The sequence below is a fragment of the Sphingobacterium sp. LZ7M1 genome, assembly GCF_024296865.1.
Classification (GTDB): Bacteria; Bacteroidota; Bacteroidia; order Sphingobacteriales; family Sphingobacteriaceae; genus Sphingobacterium.
This window is the reverse complement of record NZ_CP101134.1, coordinates 1294797-1313320: the sequence shown is the minus strand read 5'-3', so window position 1 is coordinate 1313320 and position 18524 is coordinate 1294797. Positions and strand designations below refer to the sequence as shown.

The window sequence follows — 18524 nt, the reverse complement described above, 5'->3', positions numbered from 1 at the left end:
AGGTAGAGGAACTGTACGCCAATGCAATCTTCATTGAATAATAATGATACGCATGTATTCTTCGAAGATATTTCGTTCCTCAAAACGAAAGGAAAAGGGAAAAGTTGAAAGAACTGTTTACAAATGCAATTGAAAATAATAACATCAATATCTTCCCCACTTATTTATCCCCTAAAACAATGGTCCGTTTCTCCTTCGCAGATTTCATTGCTGCTTCCAAGATCTCCACAGCAGTTACATTGACTTGCAGACCATATTGATCCAATGGATCCAAAACAACCGAATCATTAACCACCGCAGCAAGCAATGAAAAAGGGTCATTGAATGGTGCTGGTCTAGCATCCAATTTTACGATCTCTTCTGGCTGATTTTCTTGCAAGCGCGTTTTTAAGGTTTTTGCATCGGTGGCTATGGCATAGCCTTTATTTCCATAAACCTCCATATCCTTACGTGAATAGGTCCAATTCCAAGATCCTTGAATGACACATTGGGCTTCGGGATATTGCAGAATGATGGTAGCCTCATCATCTACCTCTCTATATATCTCGGGCTTATTCTGTTGCACTACCGCAGTCACTGAGGTAGGTCTTTCGCCATTCATCAACCAAGTCATCAAGTTGGCACCATAGCAACCAAAATCAACCAAGGCTCCTGCCCCATTTTTCGCAGGGTCAGTCAATATCTCGAAGAACTCCTTGCTTACTCCTATCTCTTTAGGTCCCTGATGACCATCATTGACCATGACTTTCCTGATCTCTCCTAATTTCCCTTCAGTCAAAAGACCTTTAATCCTTTGATTACTTTCATACCAAGAAGTTTCAAAATTGGTCAGGACATGGATATTGTTATCCTTTGCCAAGGTTTCAATTTCTTTGGCATCGGCAAGGTTGGTCGCTAAAGGCTTCTCTACCATAACATGGACTTTTTTGGGTGCACAGACCCTTACTACCGTGATATGCTCTGAGATCTCTCCAAAAGCCGAAACCGCATCCGGTTTGACCTTGTCCAACATCTCGTCCAAATTCGTAAAGAACAAGGATCTATCCAATTTATAACGTTTGATATATCGCTCAACCAATTCCGGATTGGTTTCATAGATCCCAACAACCTTCATATCCTGCTTATCCTTTCGATTGAATACCCAATCCACATGTCCATGGCTCAATCCAGCTACCGCCAACTTTAATGGCTTTTGCGCAAATAATGGAGCGGAACAAACGATTATGAAAATACTGAGCAAGAATGATTTCATGTTTTCTAAAGTTTAGGTGATGGTCTATGAGACGAATATTTCCCATCTAATTTATATAAAATCAACAACAATAATCCCTACCCATTTCATATTTATCCATTGATAACAAAATTGTTCCATAACATGGGAGTGGCAATCTTAAAATATCCTAGATTAATTTTTTAACTTTAACAACAGTGAACCAAATATAAATTTTATGGAACTACCATGGGCAGAGCCCTATAAAGTAAAGATGGTTGAAGAAATCTTTATGTCTAGCCGAGAACAACGTGAACAGTGGATCGAAGAGGAAGGAAACAATCTATTTAACTTAGCAAGCGACCGTGTTTTTATTGATCTATTAACGGACTCCGGAACGGGAGCAATGTCTGACCGACAATGGGCAGAAATCATGATGGGTGATGAAAGCTACGCTGGATCTCAATCCTATCTGAAGCTCCGTGAAGTCGTACGGCATACACTTGGATTTCCCTATTTCTTGCCAACACACCAAGGAAGAGCTGCCGAGAATGTACTTTTCAGCATCCTCGTGAAAGAAAACAATGTGGTACCTGGAAACTCTCATTTCGACACGACTAAAGGACATATCGAATTCCGCAAGGCTCATGCAATTGACTGCACCATTGATGAAGCATTTGACATCAATAATCTACATCCTTTCAAAGGCAATATAGACCTCCAAAAACTCGAAGAAGTCTATAAGGCCCATCCTAAAGAAAACATTCCGTTCTGCATGATTACGGTTACCTGTAACTCTTCTGGGGGTCAACCGGTATCTATGCAAAACATTAAGGATGTCAAGGCCCTATCTGAGCAATATGGAATCCCGGTATTCTTTGATGCAGCTAGATTTGCCGAAAATGCATATTTCATCAAGGAGCGCGAAGCTGAATTCAAAGACAGAACTATCAAGGAAATCGTGAAAGAAATGTTCTCCTATGGGGATGGATTTACGATGTCTGCCAAAAAAGATGGTTTGGTGAATATAGGTGGGCTTTTAGGGATGCGAAACGAACAGCTTTACCGTGCCTGTGGAAATATGGGAATTATCTACGAAGGATTTATCACTTACGGAGGTCTTGCAGGAAGAGACTTGGCAGCGTTGGCACAAGGGCTTTTGGAATCGACCGAGCTCCCCTATTTAAAAGCTAGGATCGACCAAGTAGAGTATCTAGGCAATAAACTTATTGAATACGGAATCCCGATCCAAAAACCTATTGGAGGACATGCTGTATTTGTGGATGCCTTAAACTTCCTGACCCATGTACCGCGCGAGGAATATCCTGCCCAAACTCTAGCGATCGAGCTCTATAAGGAATCCGGTGTTCGCGGAGTTGAAATTGGGACCTTGCTTGCAGATCGAGACCCGGAAACAAGAAAGGATCGTTTTCCAAAGTTAGAATTACTCCGATTGGCAATACCAAGAAGGACCTATAGCTACAAACATCTGGATTACGTCGCAGCGGCCCTAAAAAACATCTTTGAAAGAAGAGAAGATATTAAATCAGGTCTAGAAATCGTGTGGGAGTCAGAGATCTTGAGACATTTCACTATCTTGCTGAAAAAGAAATAAAAAGCATAAAAAAGAGTGAACATTAAGGATATATCCCATGTTCACTCTTTTTTGCATATAAACCAAGCCTTACTTATTTATAGAAATTGATTAGAATATAAAGACCAATACAAATAATTGTTGGAATGAGGATTGATCTTGACCTGTACTCGAGGTCTTTCGGAATAAAGTTCTTATTGAACAAGGAAATGATAGCCAAACCGAAGGCAGAAACCAAAACCCCAACAATAAATCCTAAAATATCATTTGACAAAGAGACCTTCGTCATGAGAAAGCCAATAAAATAACTAGAAATAGAAAATGCAGTAATACCGATTGCCAATAACAAAAAAGCTAAACCATACTTTTTCAGGATTATATAATTTATCATGGCCAAGATAAAGCCATATAAAACACCAAATATTATACTGATGACGAAGATGAAAAAATTGGTATACAGTGCCACAGCACTTTGATCATCTGTCAACTGCTTATCCATTGCTTTTCTTCTGGTTAGATCTTCTTGGTATTCGGTTTGGATCTGCTCTTCGATTAAACTTTCAACCTTGATTTTCTCCTCCTCTGAAAACATGCGTCCTCTTTCAACCAAAATTTCATAAGCCATCTTTTTCGCCTCAGGAACCTTTCTCGAGCCAGGTTGAATAAATCCTTCAAGCTCCTTGTCTGAAAGCTTTTCTAATACACTTTTTTTAACCATAAAAATCCAATAACCATCAAGCCTGCTTGATATGAAATCATACAACCAACAAAGATATAATCCAATAGAAATAGAATTAAATTATTGTTACATTGTTAATAAATAGGTAAATATAATTCTACAAAACTTATATCAAAGAGATCAATAAGTATTTTCCTCTTCGATTTCGTTCCTAATACGTTCATTTACATTCAGCTTTGCACCTATAAAAGAAAAGATGCCTGTTCCATATTCCCTTGCATAGGGGTTGTCAATTGAAGCAGCTAAATGTGACCTCTCAAAGAAGGCCCCAGTTTCGGCTAACTCTTTCTCAACTTCGGAAGCATTCTTAATACGTATGATGTTTCTATAAGGGATATCCAAATCAAACCAATTCAGATAGTCGGCATTAAAAGAAACGGCTTGGATGCCTAACCTTGAATAATAATTTATTGCTCCGGCCTGTCCATAATTATCGCATAATACTAGGGTATTCTGAGCTTCAGGCATTGTTTTATACAAAGAATCTACCTTACGAGCTAATTCAGACCAGCCCAGCATATCGGCAAAATCCTGTGGCAATTGATGCTCTTGCCCATCTTCCCATCGCAACATTCCAAACTTTCTGTAATATTCTGGATGTTTCACTATATATTCAGGGGTTTTATTCGGAAAGGCAATAAAAAACAAAGGAAGGAATAGCACAAGACATAAAACTAAGATGACTGGCTTTAACACTTTTGTCCAAACTTTCTTTTCTAATAAATTCGATAAGTATACTGCTCCAAAGGCAAAATAAATAGGATAAAGTCCTAATGCATAATAATCCTTGGCCTTTAAGAACAGGAATATGGCGAGGACAAAGAAAAAGGTCCAAAAGAAAACCTTGTATTTTTTAAACGCTGGATATTTCATCAGGCCATAAAGCCCAATAAAAAACAACAGAAAGGTACCTGGAAAGAACATCAATTGAGAACGGATAAAGCCCCACCTGTCCACATGAACGAGTTGGGTTTCGGACAATTCCTTCATATGGCGCAAGACAGGGAGATCATTACTGTATTGCCAAATGATATTGGGAAGGACCAAGAGGAATGCCACAAGGATACCGTAATATAAAATACGGTTCCCAAAGATTCTCCTTTCTGGCACAAGCATTAAGGCTGGGATCAATCCCAACACAAGAAATAGGATATTGTATTTGTTCAAGAAACCTGCAGCAAAGGATAGGCATAGGTAAAAAAGCCATTTGATTTCATTTCTGTTCAGGAATTTGATCAAGAAATAGAACATCAAGGTCCAACAAAGCACATCCAATGAATTAGGCTGATAAAGGCTATTCAATCGCAGGTAAACGGAGAAGGTGACACAAGTAGCGCCCAATATCAGTGCAAATAGATTTCCTTTTAATTCTTCTATGGCTTTCCAAACTACCAATACCGTCAATGCTCCAAAAAGTACAGGAAAGAACCGAACCCAAAAGACTCCATTCCCCAAGAACTTTATGATTAGGGAAATCCAAGAAGTCATCGGTGGTACAGACTGGAAACCCCATGCCAGATGATTGGCTTGATCTAAATGTAAAAACTCGTCACGTTGGAGGTCATAGATTGGGTGAACCAAAGAATATTGCAGGATAAACTTTAATATAATAAAGCTGATTAGGATAATAATGTTAGTCTTGGTCATAATTCAAAGACAGAATAGCAATGCAATTTATTACATAGCAATGCAAAATAATCTGAATGAGTTTATTGACCCAAGTTACTAAAATTTAAGATTAATTTGAGGTAGTATATTGATTTTAAATAAGTTGCAAATAGAATTATAATTTACTCAACAACTTGATAGACTCCCTTTTCAGGACCGAAGGTAACTGTATTCGGTACAAAATAAGGAATGCCCATATAGATCAATTCAGTGCCTTTACCCGAAAGATATTGATCGTTTTTGGCCAGTAATGCAAAGGCTTTACGTTTTTTATCACGCCAACCAAACGGGGTATAATAGAGGCTTCCCAACAATGTATCAGCTTTGATCTCGCCCTCGACCTCCCCAGTTACGAGATAATCACCAGGACCATTAACTGTATACTTCCCTACAAAACGCTTCTGATGTAGCATCAAATCAATCGTGACGGTATCTCTACCTTGATAAGAGATTAGTTTTTTTTCAATTAAATCCTTTTGTTTCGATTCCGAACAGCCTTGTAGGAAACCGACTGAAAAAGCAATAAAGATGGATCCTAAAGATATTAATGTGTTTTTCACTTCTTAAATATAAGTTAATTTTAGGACTAGTTCCTTTAAAAACAAACGAATAAAAATAAGACGGCAATTTCTTGCCGCCTTAATTATTCTCCATTAAAACTTTACTCCTTGTGCATTCTTACAATCTTTGGTATAAACTTTCCCTGGATATCGACTAGTTCCTTTTGTGCCAACATAACCTGTTCAATATCCTTGTAAGCCAAAGGATTCTCTTCCACCGATCCCCCGATCAGTTTAACATTTGCATTGGATATCAGCTTCTTCATAGCAGAATTTGTCATATTATCCTTTGCTTTTTGGCGACTCATTGCACGACCAGCGCCATGGGAAGCCGAATTTAAGGCATGCTCATTTCCTCTGCCCGAAACTAAATATGCCGCGGTTGTCATACTTCCAGGGATGATTCCTAACTCTCCTTGATGGGCAGGGGTTGCACCTTTTCGATGTACTATGATCTCCTTTCCATTAGAAAGACTATCCTTCCAAGCAAAATTATGATGGTTCTCCACCAATGCCATCGCCTTCAGTCCCAAGGCAGATAACAGGTTTTTATGGATTCGATCATGACAAGCTTTGGCGTAATCACCGGCTAAATTCATGGCTAGCCAATATTCCTGTCCTGCTTCAGTATCTATATCCAACCAAGCTAATTGCTGTGCATGCCGAGGCAATTTACAGGTTTCCATAGCGATATGGGTGTACTGTTTGGCAATTGCGGCTCCTAGCCCTCGGCTACCAGAATGCGTTAGCAAAGCGGTGTAGACCTTGGGCTCCAGGCCAAGACTATTATTTTCCAATAACTCGATTTCTCCAAACTCCACAAAATGGTTGCCATTGCCTGAAGTCCCCAATTGTCTGGCGGCCTTTCCTCGCAAAGGCTTGAGAAAAGGAATTTCATTGAATAGCGGATGGTCGAGGATTTCATGATCCTGCCTGATTGCCAAGCCTCCTTCCATACCAAAATGAGTATGGTTTTTCATGGCTTGCATGATCTGGAACTCATTCCTTTTGGTAAATCCTTCTGCAGCATCTAAAATGGAGAGTGCCATGCGGCATCCAATATCCATCCCCACAGCGTATGGAATAATGGCTTGATCTGTTGCCAAAACCCCACCTATCGGTAAACCAAAACCCATGTGGGCATCCGGCATTAATGCAGCCTGTACACTTACTGGCAACATGCAGGCTATCTCCATCTGCTGTTTGGCGGAAGACTCAATCCCCTTACTACCATAAACCTTGCAGGAGCTTGGTTCTTCTCTTAGTTCATAAGCTTTAAAACTTACCTCCTTCAATTTTCCGATAACCTTTTCTGCTATTTTACGAGTCTCTTCGTTTTCTAAAAATGCCTCTGGATCATTTTTAATATCCACAAGCAAATCAAGCAATTCTTGTTTACTGTGATGCTTGAAATTTTTGCTGGCTATGTTAATGACCAAGCTTCTCAGCTGATCATTGTGATAACCTATCTTACTTAAATCTTTTGTTCTTAAATTGCCCATTGGCTCTAAATATCTAATTCCAGGAATCGTTCTTTGGAACTGTACCTGGGAATGTTTTTAATCCTGTTTTTATACTTCGGTTTCTCGTCAAGAAAGCGATTACCTCGATAGCCTTTACCGGAAGTCAAGCGATCGATCCTAGGCCATAGAAAATTCCTATTGATATGATTATTGACTAATGCCAACTCACGCTCTACTTCAACATCGAGCTTTCTTGCATGCGTCACAAAATGTGGAGAAACTTTCAACTTATAGCGCCACGGTTCAGTAAACACATAGCTGATACTCGTCCGTTTCGCATATACATTGTAGGTTTCCACTTCCATGAAATAGGCTTTCTCTTCTTCAGTCAACTTCATTTTATTTTCAAGCCATTCATAAGAAGCGAACTCACGAAGGTATTGTCTTCTATATTCATAACCTGAACGCTTTCTTTTTCGTTTCTTATACTTAAAATCCTTATCATGATGGTATTCCACCGTGTTGATCTTTTCCAATAATGCTTCGTAGAAATCCTTTTTCGGATTATACCTTAAATCATCTTGCAACACAAAATATCGCTTCCAACCACGTTGATAAGGCTGTTCAAGTTCGACGAAAGGCAAGCTCCATTTGTATTTACTGAGTTTGCTATAACGACGCCACAATGCAATCAACCTTCTGTCTCGGTCTTTCCTGACAAGTTGCTTTTTGCGTCGTGCAGATTTCATACCGCACGACCAATCCAAATTGCTCATCGCAATGAATTACATGTTTTTGAATTTGATTTTCTGATTCTGTTCGTCCTTGATTAGGATATACCCTTTTGAAAATGCTCAGAAAACCCAAGGATATTAAGGCAGCAGCATTGTTGATAAACAATACTCACTATATATTAAAATATAAGGGATTTGACTGCCTTTTTAGGCAATGAGCGAAAGGGATGATATGTTGTTGTGCTCTGTCATGATTTCTTTAGATTAATGGATGATTGAATCAAAGAATTATGGGCAAAAGTATGTAATTGTTTAAAAGTCTGCAAATTAAACTTTCAAAAAGACGCTCTATTAATCAAAAATGCCCATTTTCTTTAAACTCAGCTACAATTTATCCCTTTAAAAAATAATCATTATTTTTTTTCCTTGTGTAACTACTGTAACCTAGAATCACTTCGCCATATCTGAATTTTGCATTATTAATTAAATACGATCAGGTATGTATAAAAGATTTATAGTACTAATTATTATCCTTTCTTCATGGAGCTCATATTTATTGGCACAGCAGCCACTAAGCTTAGAAGAAGCGATCAGCCAAATGAAGCAGAATAATTCGCAGCTTCGGGTACAACAAAAAGATATTGATTTTTCAAATGCAGAACTGGAAAGTACGAAATCTGGATTTCTCCCGAAGGTTTCTGTGAGCCACACGGCGTTTTTTACCAATGACCCCTTGAATTCTTTCGGGTTTAAGCTTCAACAAAAAGTTTCCGGTTGCGTATTTCGAGATAGGTATGGTAAAAGTTTCCCAAATCAATATTAAAGGCATTTTCAAAATATTCCGCTATCAACCTAATATCCGTATTGCCATTATCGAGAACGCTTTGGTAGTATAGGGAGTAAATGAGTTCTGTCAAAGCAGCTTTACTACCTGTCCAGTTCAGCCCCGAAATAGCAGTTCGTTTTATAAACAAACGCTTGTAGGTGCAGTAAAGCTGGTCTTCGAGATACACCTGTATCAAATCATTCGCCATTATCTTGGCTACCTTATAATCGTGGGAAGTAGAAAAAGATTGGTCGGACTGAAAATAATAGGTATCCAGCCACAGTTTTATATCGTGCTTGCCCCGAACAAACATTTTCTCGTCAAGAAACGAGTTGTTGCTTCGGTAATATTTATAAAAATCAATGTTATTGTCGAAAAACCTTTTTAGCTTCTTCAATTCTTTTTTAAGATATTTTCTAATGCGCTTAGCCCCGTAGGGCTTCCTCGTCTCGATTTTGTAAATGGCATTATAATAAATCAATTTTGAAACAATGACTGGCTTTTGATATTTAAAAAATCGGATTTCTTCATCAACATTTGTAAATCCTCGTTTCAAAACATAATCTTTAATTTCGGACAGACATTCCACAATCCGGTATATAATGGCTTCTGTCCGTTGTACCGGGTTATCGTTTTCAATCTCCAGTTCTTGGATTTCTGTTTCCAATTTAAGATATGTTTCATTGTAAAATTTATCCATTCGTTTCATTTTGATAAATATGATACTGATTAATATAGAAATGCTAATACTGCTCGTATTAGCCCATGCAACTACATGAAAGAACAACCAGTATGATGCTGGTGGTGGAACTGTTGTATTGTCTGATGGGTTGTAGTATGATGCAGGTTAATCCAAACGAATTATACCCCGCATCACCCACTGTATTTTGCCGTAATTTTACGGTTTGCAGTTTACAACCATCCGGTATTTTATTTTAATATGTCAATGCAAGCCCTACACCAAATCCCATATCACTATCATAGTGGGTACGTATACCTATATTTTTATTGATGATATACCTAAGCTCCCCCATATATTCTAAGTCGGTATTTACCATGAAGCCACCTCTTAATCTTTTTGAAATTGGAATATCTTCGCGCATTAACTGCAATCTTACAATTCCATCGTGATATACTTCTGCCTGGAAATTGACCAGCATAGGTAACGTATACATAAACCCTAAACTGAACGCCTTGCGGGTGTCTTTCTTGTTGGTTTGTCCAAATATGTTCTTTTCGTGCTCATCTTCTCCCATTTTCCGGTAACGAAAATCAAAACCTACAAAGGGCATGAACCATTGCATCTTTCCAATGTATCTACCTAAGTGAGTTTCTACTTCATACCCGTGCATACTATTATAGCCTAAGCGCCATTCTGTTCCTAATTGATAGCGTGCATTCATTAGCATAGCTTCTCCATCATTACCATTGGTTGCAAAATCGTTTTGTGCCATAAAATGGGGCATATTACTTTCTCTTTGCAATTCTTTATAGGCTTTTGCCTTGTCAGGTAAATAGGGGTTATTGTAGTCTCCAACTTCAAACACCCTGTTCATTCCCGCCATCATGTGATATAATATATGGCAATGAAAGAACCAATCACCTTCCTCATTTGCTAAAAACTCAATGGTATCCGTTTCCATAGGCATGATATCCAACACATTTTTAAGCGGCGATTTTTCGCCTTTTCCGTTTATCACCCTAAAATCAAATCCGTGAAGATGCATAGGATGCCGCATCATCGAATTATTATAAATGGTAATCCGTAGGATTTCTCCTTTTTTTACAGGTATTTTGTCCGTTTCCGAAAGTATTTTATTATCCATGCTCCATACATAGCGGTTCATGTTGCCAGTAAGTGTGAACTTCAACTCTTTTACAGGCGCATCTTTTGGAAGGGAGGTGTTGTAAGGCGATTGCAACATAGCATAATTTAATGTTTTGATGTCTCCCAAGGCATTAGCGTTGTAACGGTTAGGGTCGTCATCCATGTTCATACCTTCATGCTTGCTGTGGTCTGATTTCTTTGCTGCATCTCCGGTAATTTCGGGATACATCACTACATTCATGTCCATTTGGTTCAGGCTCATCTTCATGCCCATATCGTCCAAATCGCCATTCATTTTCATCATATCGTTCATCATCTTCATCCCCTCGAAATACTTCAATCGTGGGAGCGGGGAAATAAGCTGTTTGACCCCATCACCTATAAAGTAGCTTGCTGATTGTGTTCTGTCCTCGGTTGTTGCTAAAAACTCATATGCTAACCCATCTTGAGGGATAGTCACTACAATATCGTAAGTTTCAGAAACTGCAATGATTAATCTATCCACTTCTACAGGCTCAACATCATTTCCATCATTCGCTACTACTGTAATTTTCCCTCCAGCATATCTTAGCCAGAAATACGAAGACGCCCCGCCATTGGAAACGCGTAATCTGACTTTGTCACCTGCTTTTAGCTTTTTACCACCAATTGTTTTCAAATCGGTGCTATGGCTACCATTTATTAGGATTTTATCATAGTAAACATCACTGACATCCATCGCCAGCATCCGTTTCCACTCATTTTTTACCTTTACGCCTAATTTTCCCTCCTTAATAGCTTCAACGTACGATTGCGTAGCACCTTTCTTAATGGCCGCCCAATCATTTGCATTGTGTAGCATACGGTTGATGTTATCCGGGTTAAGATTTGTCCACTCACTTAATATAATCGGGACGGTCGGCAAATCGTCAATTCCTTTTCTAAAGGTTTTATCGTCGCCTCTTTTTTTCATGATAAAACTACCGTACATGCCTATCTGCTCCTGCAAGCCTGAGTGCGAATGATACCAGTGCGTGCCATGCTGGATAATCGGAAAACGGTAGGTGTAGGTTGTACCCGGTGCGATGGGCTTTTGCGTAAGCCAGGGCACACCGTCTTCTTTATTGGGCAGGAACACACCATGCCAGTGCAGTGATGTGCTTTCTTTCAATTGGTTGTGCACCACTATTTCGGCAGTGTCGCCCTCGGTAAAGGTAAGGGTGGGCATGGGGATTTGCCCGTTTACGGCAATCGCCCTTTTTTGCTTACCTGCATAGTTGACAAGTGTATCTTTTACATACAGCTCGTAATGCACTACTCTCTGTGCAAACAGCGTTTGCGTGCAAAGCAGCATCAGCACTGTTTGCAATATTCTTATGGGTATTTTTTTATATCTGTTCATTCGTTGAAAAATTTTATTTAATGCTGTCTTCCATTGTGCCAAACCACGCTATCAAAACCTGCTTATCCTCCGGTGACAATACTGCATTACGATGAATTAGCGTATATGACGACAATGGCATTTCCCCGTCCTTAACCTGCCCGGCCATAGCCCTGAACTTGTTTCGCTGCCTGCGGACAGAATAGTCGCCAAATTCGCTAAAGTTGAGTTCCTCTTTCCCCTTTTTTATATGCTCTGCCATGTACCATGCGCCGGGCTGGATACGGCTGTACCACGGATAATGGGTATTGTTGCTATGGCAGTCATAACAGGACTGAACAAGGATAGCCTTTACATTTTGGGGTACGGTGTACACCCTTTCGATATGGGTGGCTGGCACTTCAACCGCCTGGTTCCGTAAGGGCTGAAAGAACTGTATGGCAATCAGGACGACAGCCAGCCCCAATATGATTTTCTTCTTTATGGTCATAATTATTTTATTGTGGCTTCATCTTTTTGTGTCTACTGTTTTTTCACATACTTGGCATAATTCTCCTTGTTTTCAAAATAAGAAACTTCACCGTTATTTCCTGTCACAGCAATCACCGCATTAGCTTTGTCTACCTGCTTATGGGAATAGGGGTCTATCGCCATCCGCACGGTCGCATCTTTTGGAATACGTTCCTTACACATTTCGCAACATCCGTAATAGGTTTTACCATCAAATTTTACGTCAAACTGCCTTTTGCCCATATAGGCATCGTTGACCATGCAGACTTCATCCGATGGAACCAATTCACCTATTTGGGTAGTATGTCCGTTGCTTTCCGGAGTTGCCTGCGAATGCTGCTGTTCCGCTTCATCCTTATTTGACCCCGCCTGACCGCAAGCGGTGAATAGCAGGGTTAATAAGGAAATAAAGCCAATTATTATTTTGTTCATGTCCAAACTTGTTTTTTTAAATTTTATTATTTACTTTCTTCAAACTCTTTTAGCTTGCGCTTCATTAGTTCAATTTCTTCCGCTTGGGTTTTAAGTATATTTTTTTGCAGCTCTATCAGTTCCGGGTCGGTCAGGTGTGCCTTTTCGGACATCAATATGGCTGCTGCGTGATGGGGTATCATACCCTTTGCAAACTGCTTGTCCCCGACATTGATTTGTTCCCTGATACCAAACCATGAAAAGATGCCAACAGCAACCGAGATGATGGCTATCGCCCAATTCATCTTCCTGTTGGGGTACATTACTTTCATTATCGCTAATTCGATAAGCAGCATTGCCGAGGTCATCAGCAGGGTCATGTACAAATTGTTGATATTGGGTATCAGGTTCTGCCACCCGTCAATCATAGCGTACATGATAAAATACATCACTGCGAACATGGCTACAGCCATCACCGCAAAGCGTTTGTACATGGCCGAAGCATGTTTTGTATTGTGCGTGCCATGCTCCGAGGAATGACCCGCATGGTGACTGTTTTGCATATTTTCCATAACCCTGAATTTTATTTGCTGTTAATTGTTTTTTCCACCTTACCGCAGGTCAGCATTTTAGAACCGTAGTAAGGGTTTTTGATTTCCTTGTTTTCGCTGAACCAAACAGCACCCTTACCGTCATTGAACATCGGGCAATGGTCCTGATACAATGTTTGCGATGTACCGAACAAATCAATCAGGTCTTTCAAATCTTCGCCAAGCGAGGCCAAATGTTCCCGCTGGTGGTGGATGTTGCCGACATTTTCCCCGATATGTTCTGCGTGTTCTTTAGCATCGTCCGCTATGTCCATGTACTTTTTGTGCTTATCGGCAGGAACGGCTTTCATGTCCACTTTATTCAGGGTAGCTAACAGCTTTTTCCCTGAACTGGCGGCAGCTTTGTCATCGTCCGAAACAAGGGCGTTCTTTAAGGACAGATAATCGGTAACTATGGGCGCAATAGAAAAGTTTTTTGCTTCTTCTTTTCCTGTTGCTTTTGCTTCCTGACCGCTCGGAGTTTCACTCACAACGGGCGCAGCTACCGTATCATCCTCTTTTGGTTGGGAAGCTGACTGTTCTTGTGATACAACAGCAGTATCACTTGAAGACTGCTCGTTTTTGTTGGATGCCTGATTGCATGATACTGTTACAAATGCCATGATAACAGCAATGATTGATAATGTTAGATTTTTCATTTTTATTTATTTTTTGATTTTTAAAAAACTTGCGTTAATAGCCACTACAATGGTGCTTACACTCATCAGCACAGCACCCATAGCGGGACTTAAAACAAAATTCGGATAGAGTACGCCTGCCGCAAGGGGTATTGCCACCACGTTGTAGCCAACCGCCCATATCAGGTTCTGTACCATCTTTTTGTAGGTAAGTTTGCCGAAGTCAATCAGTTTGACCACATCCCTCGGGTCGCTGTCTACCAATATGATATCCGCTGTTTCGGCAGCCACGTCCGTACCGGAACCCACGGCAATGCCCACATCTGCCTGTGCCAGTGCAGGTGCATCATTTACACCATCACCAGTCATTGCTACGATTTCGCCTTTTGCCTGAAACTCCTTTACTTTCTCCTGCTTGTTGTGCGGAAGCACATTAGCCAAATACCCGTCCATACCCAATTTTCCGGCTACGGCAGCAGCAATCCTGTCGTTGTCCCCGGTGAGCAGAAAGGACTTGATGCCCATTTTTTTGAGTTCCTCAATCGCCTGTGCCGACCCCTCACGGATGCTGTCTGCCAAAGTAATGATGCCGATTACCCGGTCATCAATGAGGACAAAGTTGACCGTTTCGGCTTCCTGATTGATTTCGCTTGGTATTTCCGGCAGGGAAAGGTGGTTTTCGGTGAAATAATTCGGGCCGCCAGCTACGACATTTTTCCCGTTCACAACACCTTTAACACCTATGCCCTGCATATAGCTGAAGTTTTCAGACTTCCATAAGGCAAGGCTCTTTTCTTTCAATGTAGCCATAATGCCTTTGGCGATATGGTGTTCCGAATTTTGCTGTACTGCGGCAGCATACTGGATAACCTCATCGGCATTATATTCGTCTGTTAACGGTATAACCTTTTCTACGGCATGGGAACCTTTGGTGAGCGTTCCGGTCTTATCAAAAATGACGGTGGAAAGTTTTCGGGTGGTTTCAAATGCCGTACGGTTGCGGATGAGCAGGCCATTGGTCGCCGAAAGCGTTGTGGAAATGGCGACCACCAACGGGATAGCCACGCCCAATGCGTGCGGGCAGGCCGTTACCATTACCGTCACCATTCTTTCAAGCGCAAAGGCAATATCTCCACTGCTTGCATACCAATAGGCAAATGTGCCTATGCCCACGGCAATGGCAATAAAGGTGAGCCATTTGGCAACTTTGTCCGCAAGGTTCTGTGTATTAGACTTAGTAGCCTGCGCTTCCTGCACAAGATTGATAACCCTGTTCAGGTAGCTGTCTTTTCCCACGGCTGTTACCTTAACTTTCAGCGCACCATCGCCATTGATAGAGCCTGCGATGACCTTTCCGTCCTTTTCCTTTTTTACGGGAACACTTTCCCCGGTAAGCATACTCTCGTTGATATACGAAAGCCCCTCCAGTACCAATCCATCGGCTGGAATTTTTTCTCCCGGTTTTATGATAGCCGTTTCACCGCTTTGCAGGTCTTCGAGCTTTATCTTTACAGCTTCTCCGCCACGTTCCACGGTAACATCGTTGGGCAGCAAAGCCACCAATGACTGTAATGCCCGTGAAGCAGCCATTTGGGAACGCATTTCCAGCCAATGCCCTAACAGCATGATGTCAATTAGGGTTGCCAGTTCCCAAAAGAAGTCCATACCCTGCAAGCCAAATACAACGGCTACGGAATAAACATAGGCTACGGATATGGCAATGGCAACAAGTGTCATCATCCCTATGGCTTTGGCTTTCACCTCGCCAATCATTCCCTTTAGGAACGGTAAGCCTCCATAGCAATAAATCACCGTACCCAATGCCAACAGCACATATTTATCGCCATTGAAAGCAAGGGAGAAACCCAACCATTGCTGTATCATGTGCGACAGGAGCAAGATAGGGATTGTAATGACAAGGCTTATCCAAAAACGTGTGAGGAAATCGCCTGTATTATGCCCCTCATGTTTATCAAAGTTTTCGTCATCATGGCCATGTTGAGAATGCCCGGAATGCTCATGTTCTGGCGTGTGTTCATGAGAAGCTGACGTACCGCCACCGGGAACCAATGCCATGCCACAAAGAGGGCATTTGCCCGGTTCGTCTTTTAGCACCTGCGGGTGCATGGGACACGTGTATTTTTTCATAACAAGGGATTTTAAAAGTTATGTTGCATTTAATTTTTTTACCATCTCATGGGTCATTTCTTCAGCATAAGTACCATAGGCATCAACAAGTACCCCTTTGCTCTTACCGTCATTGGACGATATGGCATAAATCACGGCATTGTTATCAGGACTGCTGTCGAGGCTTTCAAACCTATGAGTTTCCGTAACCGTAAAATCCTCCGGTTTTAGTTTCAGGCTCTTTGACGCACAGTAAAGGCAGTCCGGCAACAGACTAAAATCAATACTGTACCCACGTTGTCTTAGGTCTTTAAGAGCCTGCACCATATCACTATACTGTTCCATAGCTTTCCGACCTGTTATTTAATGGTTTCGACCGTACTGCCGCAGGTAAGCATCTGTGAGCCGTAATATGGGTTTTTAATGGCATTCTCTTTACTTAGCCAATTGGCCCCCTTACCTCCATTGTACATAGGACAGTGCTGGTAATAAACTGGTGTATCCTGTTTAGACACTTTAGCCAGTATGTAGATGCTTCCCGAAAGTGCCGCAAAAGCACTTCTTTGTTTTGCAACGTCTTTTGATTTTGAAATGCTTTCCGCATTAGCTGTCAAGTCCTGCATTACTTTCATCCAAGCCGTATGTTCCTCTGCCGAAAGCTTGTTCATATCGACTGCTTTAAGGGATGCAGCCAATTCAGCGGCTTTGGCAGATGCAGTTGCCTCATCGGTTTTTATCAAAGCATCTTTCACTGAAAAGTAGTTGTCAAACACAGCTTTTAGCTGTGATTGATTTTGAGCTGCATCCTTGTTAGCGGGTGCTGCCATTTCACCGTGGTTGTGATTGCCATGTCCGACTTTCATGTCCATTGCCGCCCCTTTGTTTTGGGCAATTGTCTTCAAAGGTCTATCGTACTGGCAGCATTCAGCCAGTTTCGCATATACGTCATCCGGCGCACGGAACTTCTCACTATCATAACCCGCCAAAGCGATACGTTTCAGGATTTCATCCTGATTTGTTTTCTCGCTGTCATACGTGAGCGTAGCCATCTTGGTATCTTTGTTCCAGTCCACGTTGGCTACCTTTTTTATGTTACCTGCTTTTTCGATGGTGGTTTTACACATACCACAATTGCCGTAAATCTTTACGGTTTCTGTTTTCGCATTTTTGATTTGTGCGAAACCATTCATTGAGGATAGTAATACGGCGATTACCATCACTATTTTTGATAATGATTTCATAATAATTACTTTTTAGAAATGAAGTATTGAAAGCCCATTTCTGTTTTAAACTTTAAATAAATGATACAAATAAGGGATTTGCAAAAAGCCGAAGCGGCTTCTGACAGGACATACCTATGGCTGGCAGGCCATAAATTTAGCTTATTTTAGGCGGTAGCCAAATGGAAAAAAAGCCCGAAGAATAATAGGCTTCTTTGAAAGCGAATTTTTGCTTTTTAGCTGCTGCTAAGTGATCTTTTGCCTTTAATTCGATTACGGTTGGGACATTTAGGGAAGTGGTTGAAGCACCGCACCTGCAAGAGCTGTGGGAACAACCGCCCCCGCATTTGTCACTTTTGCATTTTTTACAGGATTTGCTCTTGCAACCTTTTGTATGTTCTGATTTTTTGGATTTCTCCTTTGAGCAGGAAGACTGCTCGGTCTTTGTTGAATTTTTGGAACAGGCATAGCTCTGACTTGGTATCATAAAGAAAACCAAACAGAACAATGTCAAAATGCCTATATGTATTCTATAATTTTTCAACGCAACAAAGTTACAAATTAGATTGGTTTTTTATATCGTTTTACGTTTTTTTTGCTATATGGAAAAATAATGCCATATACGCAATAACCTATCGCCTTTTTTCAGAATTGATAAAATGCCCTTTTTCATCAACCCAACCTCATGGAAATTCGGTCGGAAAAAGGGCATTTCAAAAAGTTGCTGGCTTAGGCATCCAAAGGTTCTATTTTGAAGCCTGCCTTTTGCACGGTCGATATTACTTCATGCTCGGTAATGCCCTCGGACTTCACGGTAAGTACTTTGTCCTTGTTGGCCGTGTCCACTTCCCAATGGCAGATGCCCTCTGCCTTGTCCAAGTGCGGCTTTACAGATGCGATACAGCCGCCGCAATTGATGTTCGTCTTGAATTGAAATTGTTTATTTTCCATTGTTTACAAATTTTAGAGTTATCTGATAATGCAAATTTCCGTACTATTCAGTTAGTTATTGTTGTGTAATTTCTTGTTTGATTTGTGAGATTTAC

18 protein-coding genes are annotated in these 18524 nt (G+C 40.8%); 2 read left to right on the top strand and 16 right to left on the bottom strand.

From position 1 onward, the window contains the following. Positions 1–160: 160 nt before the first annotated feature. Positions 161–1252 carry a Gfo/Idh/MocA family protein gene (locus NMK93_RS05550; RefSeq protein ID WP_254528246.1) on the bottom strand — a complete coding sequence of 364 codons (1092 nt, stop codon included), beginning with the start codon at positions 1250–1252 and terminating at the stop codon, positions 161–163. A 196-nt stretch (positions 1253–1448) separates the two neighbouring features. Between NMK93_RS05550 and NMK93_RS05545 the strand changes: the two genes are divergently transcribed. Further along, positions 1449–2825 carry a tryptophanase gene (locus NMK93_RS05545; RefSeq protein WP_254528244.1) on the top strand — a complete coding sequence of 459 codons (1377 nt, stop codon included), beginning with the start codon at positions 1449–1451 and terminating at the stop codon, positions 2823–2825. A 73-nt stretch (positions 2826–2898) separates the two neighbouring features. Here the strand turns inward: NMK93_RS05545 and NMK93_RS05540 are convergent, their stop codons facing one another. The 5 genes from NMK93_RS05540 to NMK93_RS05520 all read right to left on the bottom strand — a co-directional run bounded on the left by NMK93_RS05540 (position 2899) and on the right by NMK93_RS05520 (position 8010). Further along, on the bottom strand, positions 2899–3522 hold the full coding sequence (locus NMK93_RS05540; RefSeq protein WP_254528241.1) for a CvpA family protein: 624 nt from the start codon (positions 3520–3522) through the stop codon (positions 2899–2901). 141 nt (positions 3523–3663) lie between these two features. Further along, positions 3664–5190: a glycosyltransferase family 39 protein gene (locus NMK93_RS05535; protein ID WP_254528238.1), complete on the bottom strand. Its 1527-nt coding sequence runs from the start codon at positions 5188–5190 to the stop codon at positions 3664–3666. A 143-nt stretch (positions 5191–5333) separates the two neighbouring features. After that, the gene (locus NMK93_RS05530) at positions 5334–5771 is read right to left on the bottom strand and encodes a hypothetical protein (protein ID WP_254528235.1); all 438 of its coding nucleotides are present in this window, start codon (positions 5769–5771) and stop codon (positions 5334–5336) included. Positions 5772–5872: 101 nt separating this feature from the next. Further along, entirely contained in the window at positions 5873–7273 is a 1401-nt protein-coding gene (locus tag NMK93_RS05525) for an RtcB family protein (RefSeq protein ID WP_254528232.1), read from the bottom strand. 5 nt (positions 7274–7278) lie between these two features. Beyond that, entirely contained in the window at positions 7279–8010 is a 732-nt protein-coding gene (locus tag NMK93_RS05520) for a hypothetical protein (protein WP_254528227.1), read from the bottom strand. Positions 8011–8467: 457 nt separating this feature from the next. On the opposite strand from NMK93_RS05520, the gene NMK93_RS19785 reads away from it, so the two are divergent. Next, a complete protein-coding gene (locus NMK93_RS19785; protein ID WP_368041469.1) occupies positions 8468–8791 on the top strand; it encodes a TolC family protein in 324 nt (107 codons plus the stop codon). Here NMK93_RS19785 and NMK93_RS05515 read toward each other — a convergent pair. The 10 genes from NMK93_RS05515 to NMK93_RS05470 form a co-directional block, all read right to left on the bottom strand. After that, on the bottom strand, positions 8718–9494 hold the full coding sequence (locus tag NMK93_RS05515) for an RteC domain-containing protein (RefSeq protein WP_254528225.1): 777 nt from the start codon (positions 9492–9494) through the stop codon (positions 8718–8720). The genes NMK93_RS19785 and NMK93_RS05515 overlap by 74 nt on opposite strands. Positions 9495–9729: 235 nt before the next feature. Beyond that, positions 9730–12003 carry a multicopper oxidase family protein gene (locus tag NMK93_RS05510; RefSeq protein WP_037459500.1) on the bottom strand — a complete coding sequence of 758 codons (2274 nt, stop codon included), beginning with the start codon at positions 12001–12003 and terminating at the stop codon, positions 9730–9732. A gap of 13 nt (positions 12004–12016) precedes the next feature. After that, positions 12017–12472, bottom strand: coding sequence for a heme-binding domain-containing protein (locus NMK93_RS05505; RefSeq protein ID WP_002993272.1), 456 nt, complete (start codon positions 12470–12472; stop codon positions 12017–12019). Between the two features lie 32 nt (positions 12473–12504). Then, entirely contained in the window at positions 12505–12924 is a 420-nt protein-coding gene (locus tag NMK93_RS05500) for a hypothetical protein (protein ID WP_002993270.1), read from the bottom strand. A gap of 26 nt (positions 12925–12950) precedes the next feature. Further along, positions 12951–13475 (bottom strand): DUF305 domain-containing protein, encoded by a 525-nt coding sequence (locus NMK93_RS05495; RefSeq protein ID WP_002993268.1) that lies wholly within the window; start codon positions 13473–13475, stop codon positions 12951–12953. A gap of 11 nt (positions 13476–13486) precedes the next feature. Continuing rightward, positions 13487–14152 carry a DUF3347 domain-containing protein gene (locus tag NMK93_RS05490; RefSeq protein ID WP_002993266.1) on the bottom strand — a complete coding sequence of 222 codons (666 nt, stop codon included), beginning with the start codon at positions 14150–14152 and terminating at the stop codon, positions 13487–13489. Positions 14153–14158: 6 nt separating this feature from the next. Next, positions 14159–16279 (bottom strand): heavy metal translocating P-type ATPase, encoded by a 2121-nt coding sequence (locus NMK93_RS05485; protein ID WP_002993264.1) that lies wholly within the window; start codon positions 16277–16279, stop codon positions 14159–14161. Positions 16280–16297: 18 nt separating this feature from the next. Then, the gene (locus NMK93_RS05480) at positions 16298–16603 is read right to left on the bottom strand and encodes a hypothetical protein (protein ID WP_002993263.1); all 306 of its coding nucleotides are present in this window, start codon (positions 16601–16603) and stop codon (positions 16298–16300) included. A gap of 14 nt (positions 16604–16617) precedes the next feature. Next, positions 16618–17499 carry a DUF3347 domain-containing protein gene (locus NMK93_RS05475; RefSeq protein ID WP_037459498.1) on the bottom strand — a complete coding sequence of 294 codons (882 nt, stop codon included), beginning with the start codon at positions 17497–17499 and terminating at the stop codon, positions 16618–16620. Between the two features lie 708 nt (positions 17500–18207). Continuing rightward, positions 18208–18429, bottom strand: a complete 222-nt coding sequence (locus NMK93_RS05470; protein ID WP_002993257.1) for a heavy-metal-associated domain-containing protein — start codon at positions 18427–18429, stop codon at positions 18208–18210. Positions 18430–18524 lie beyond the last annotated feature (95 nt).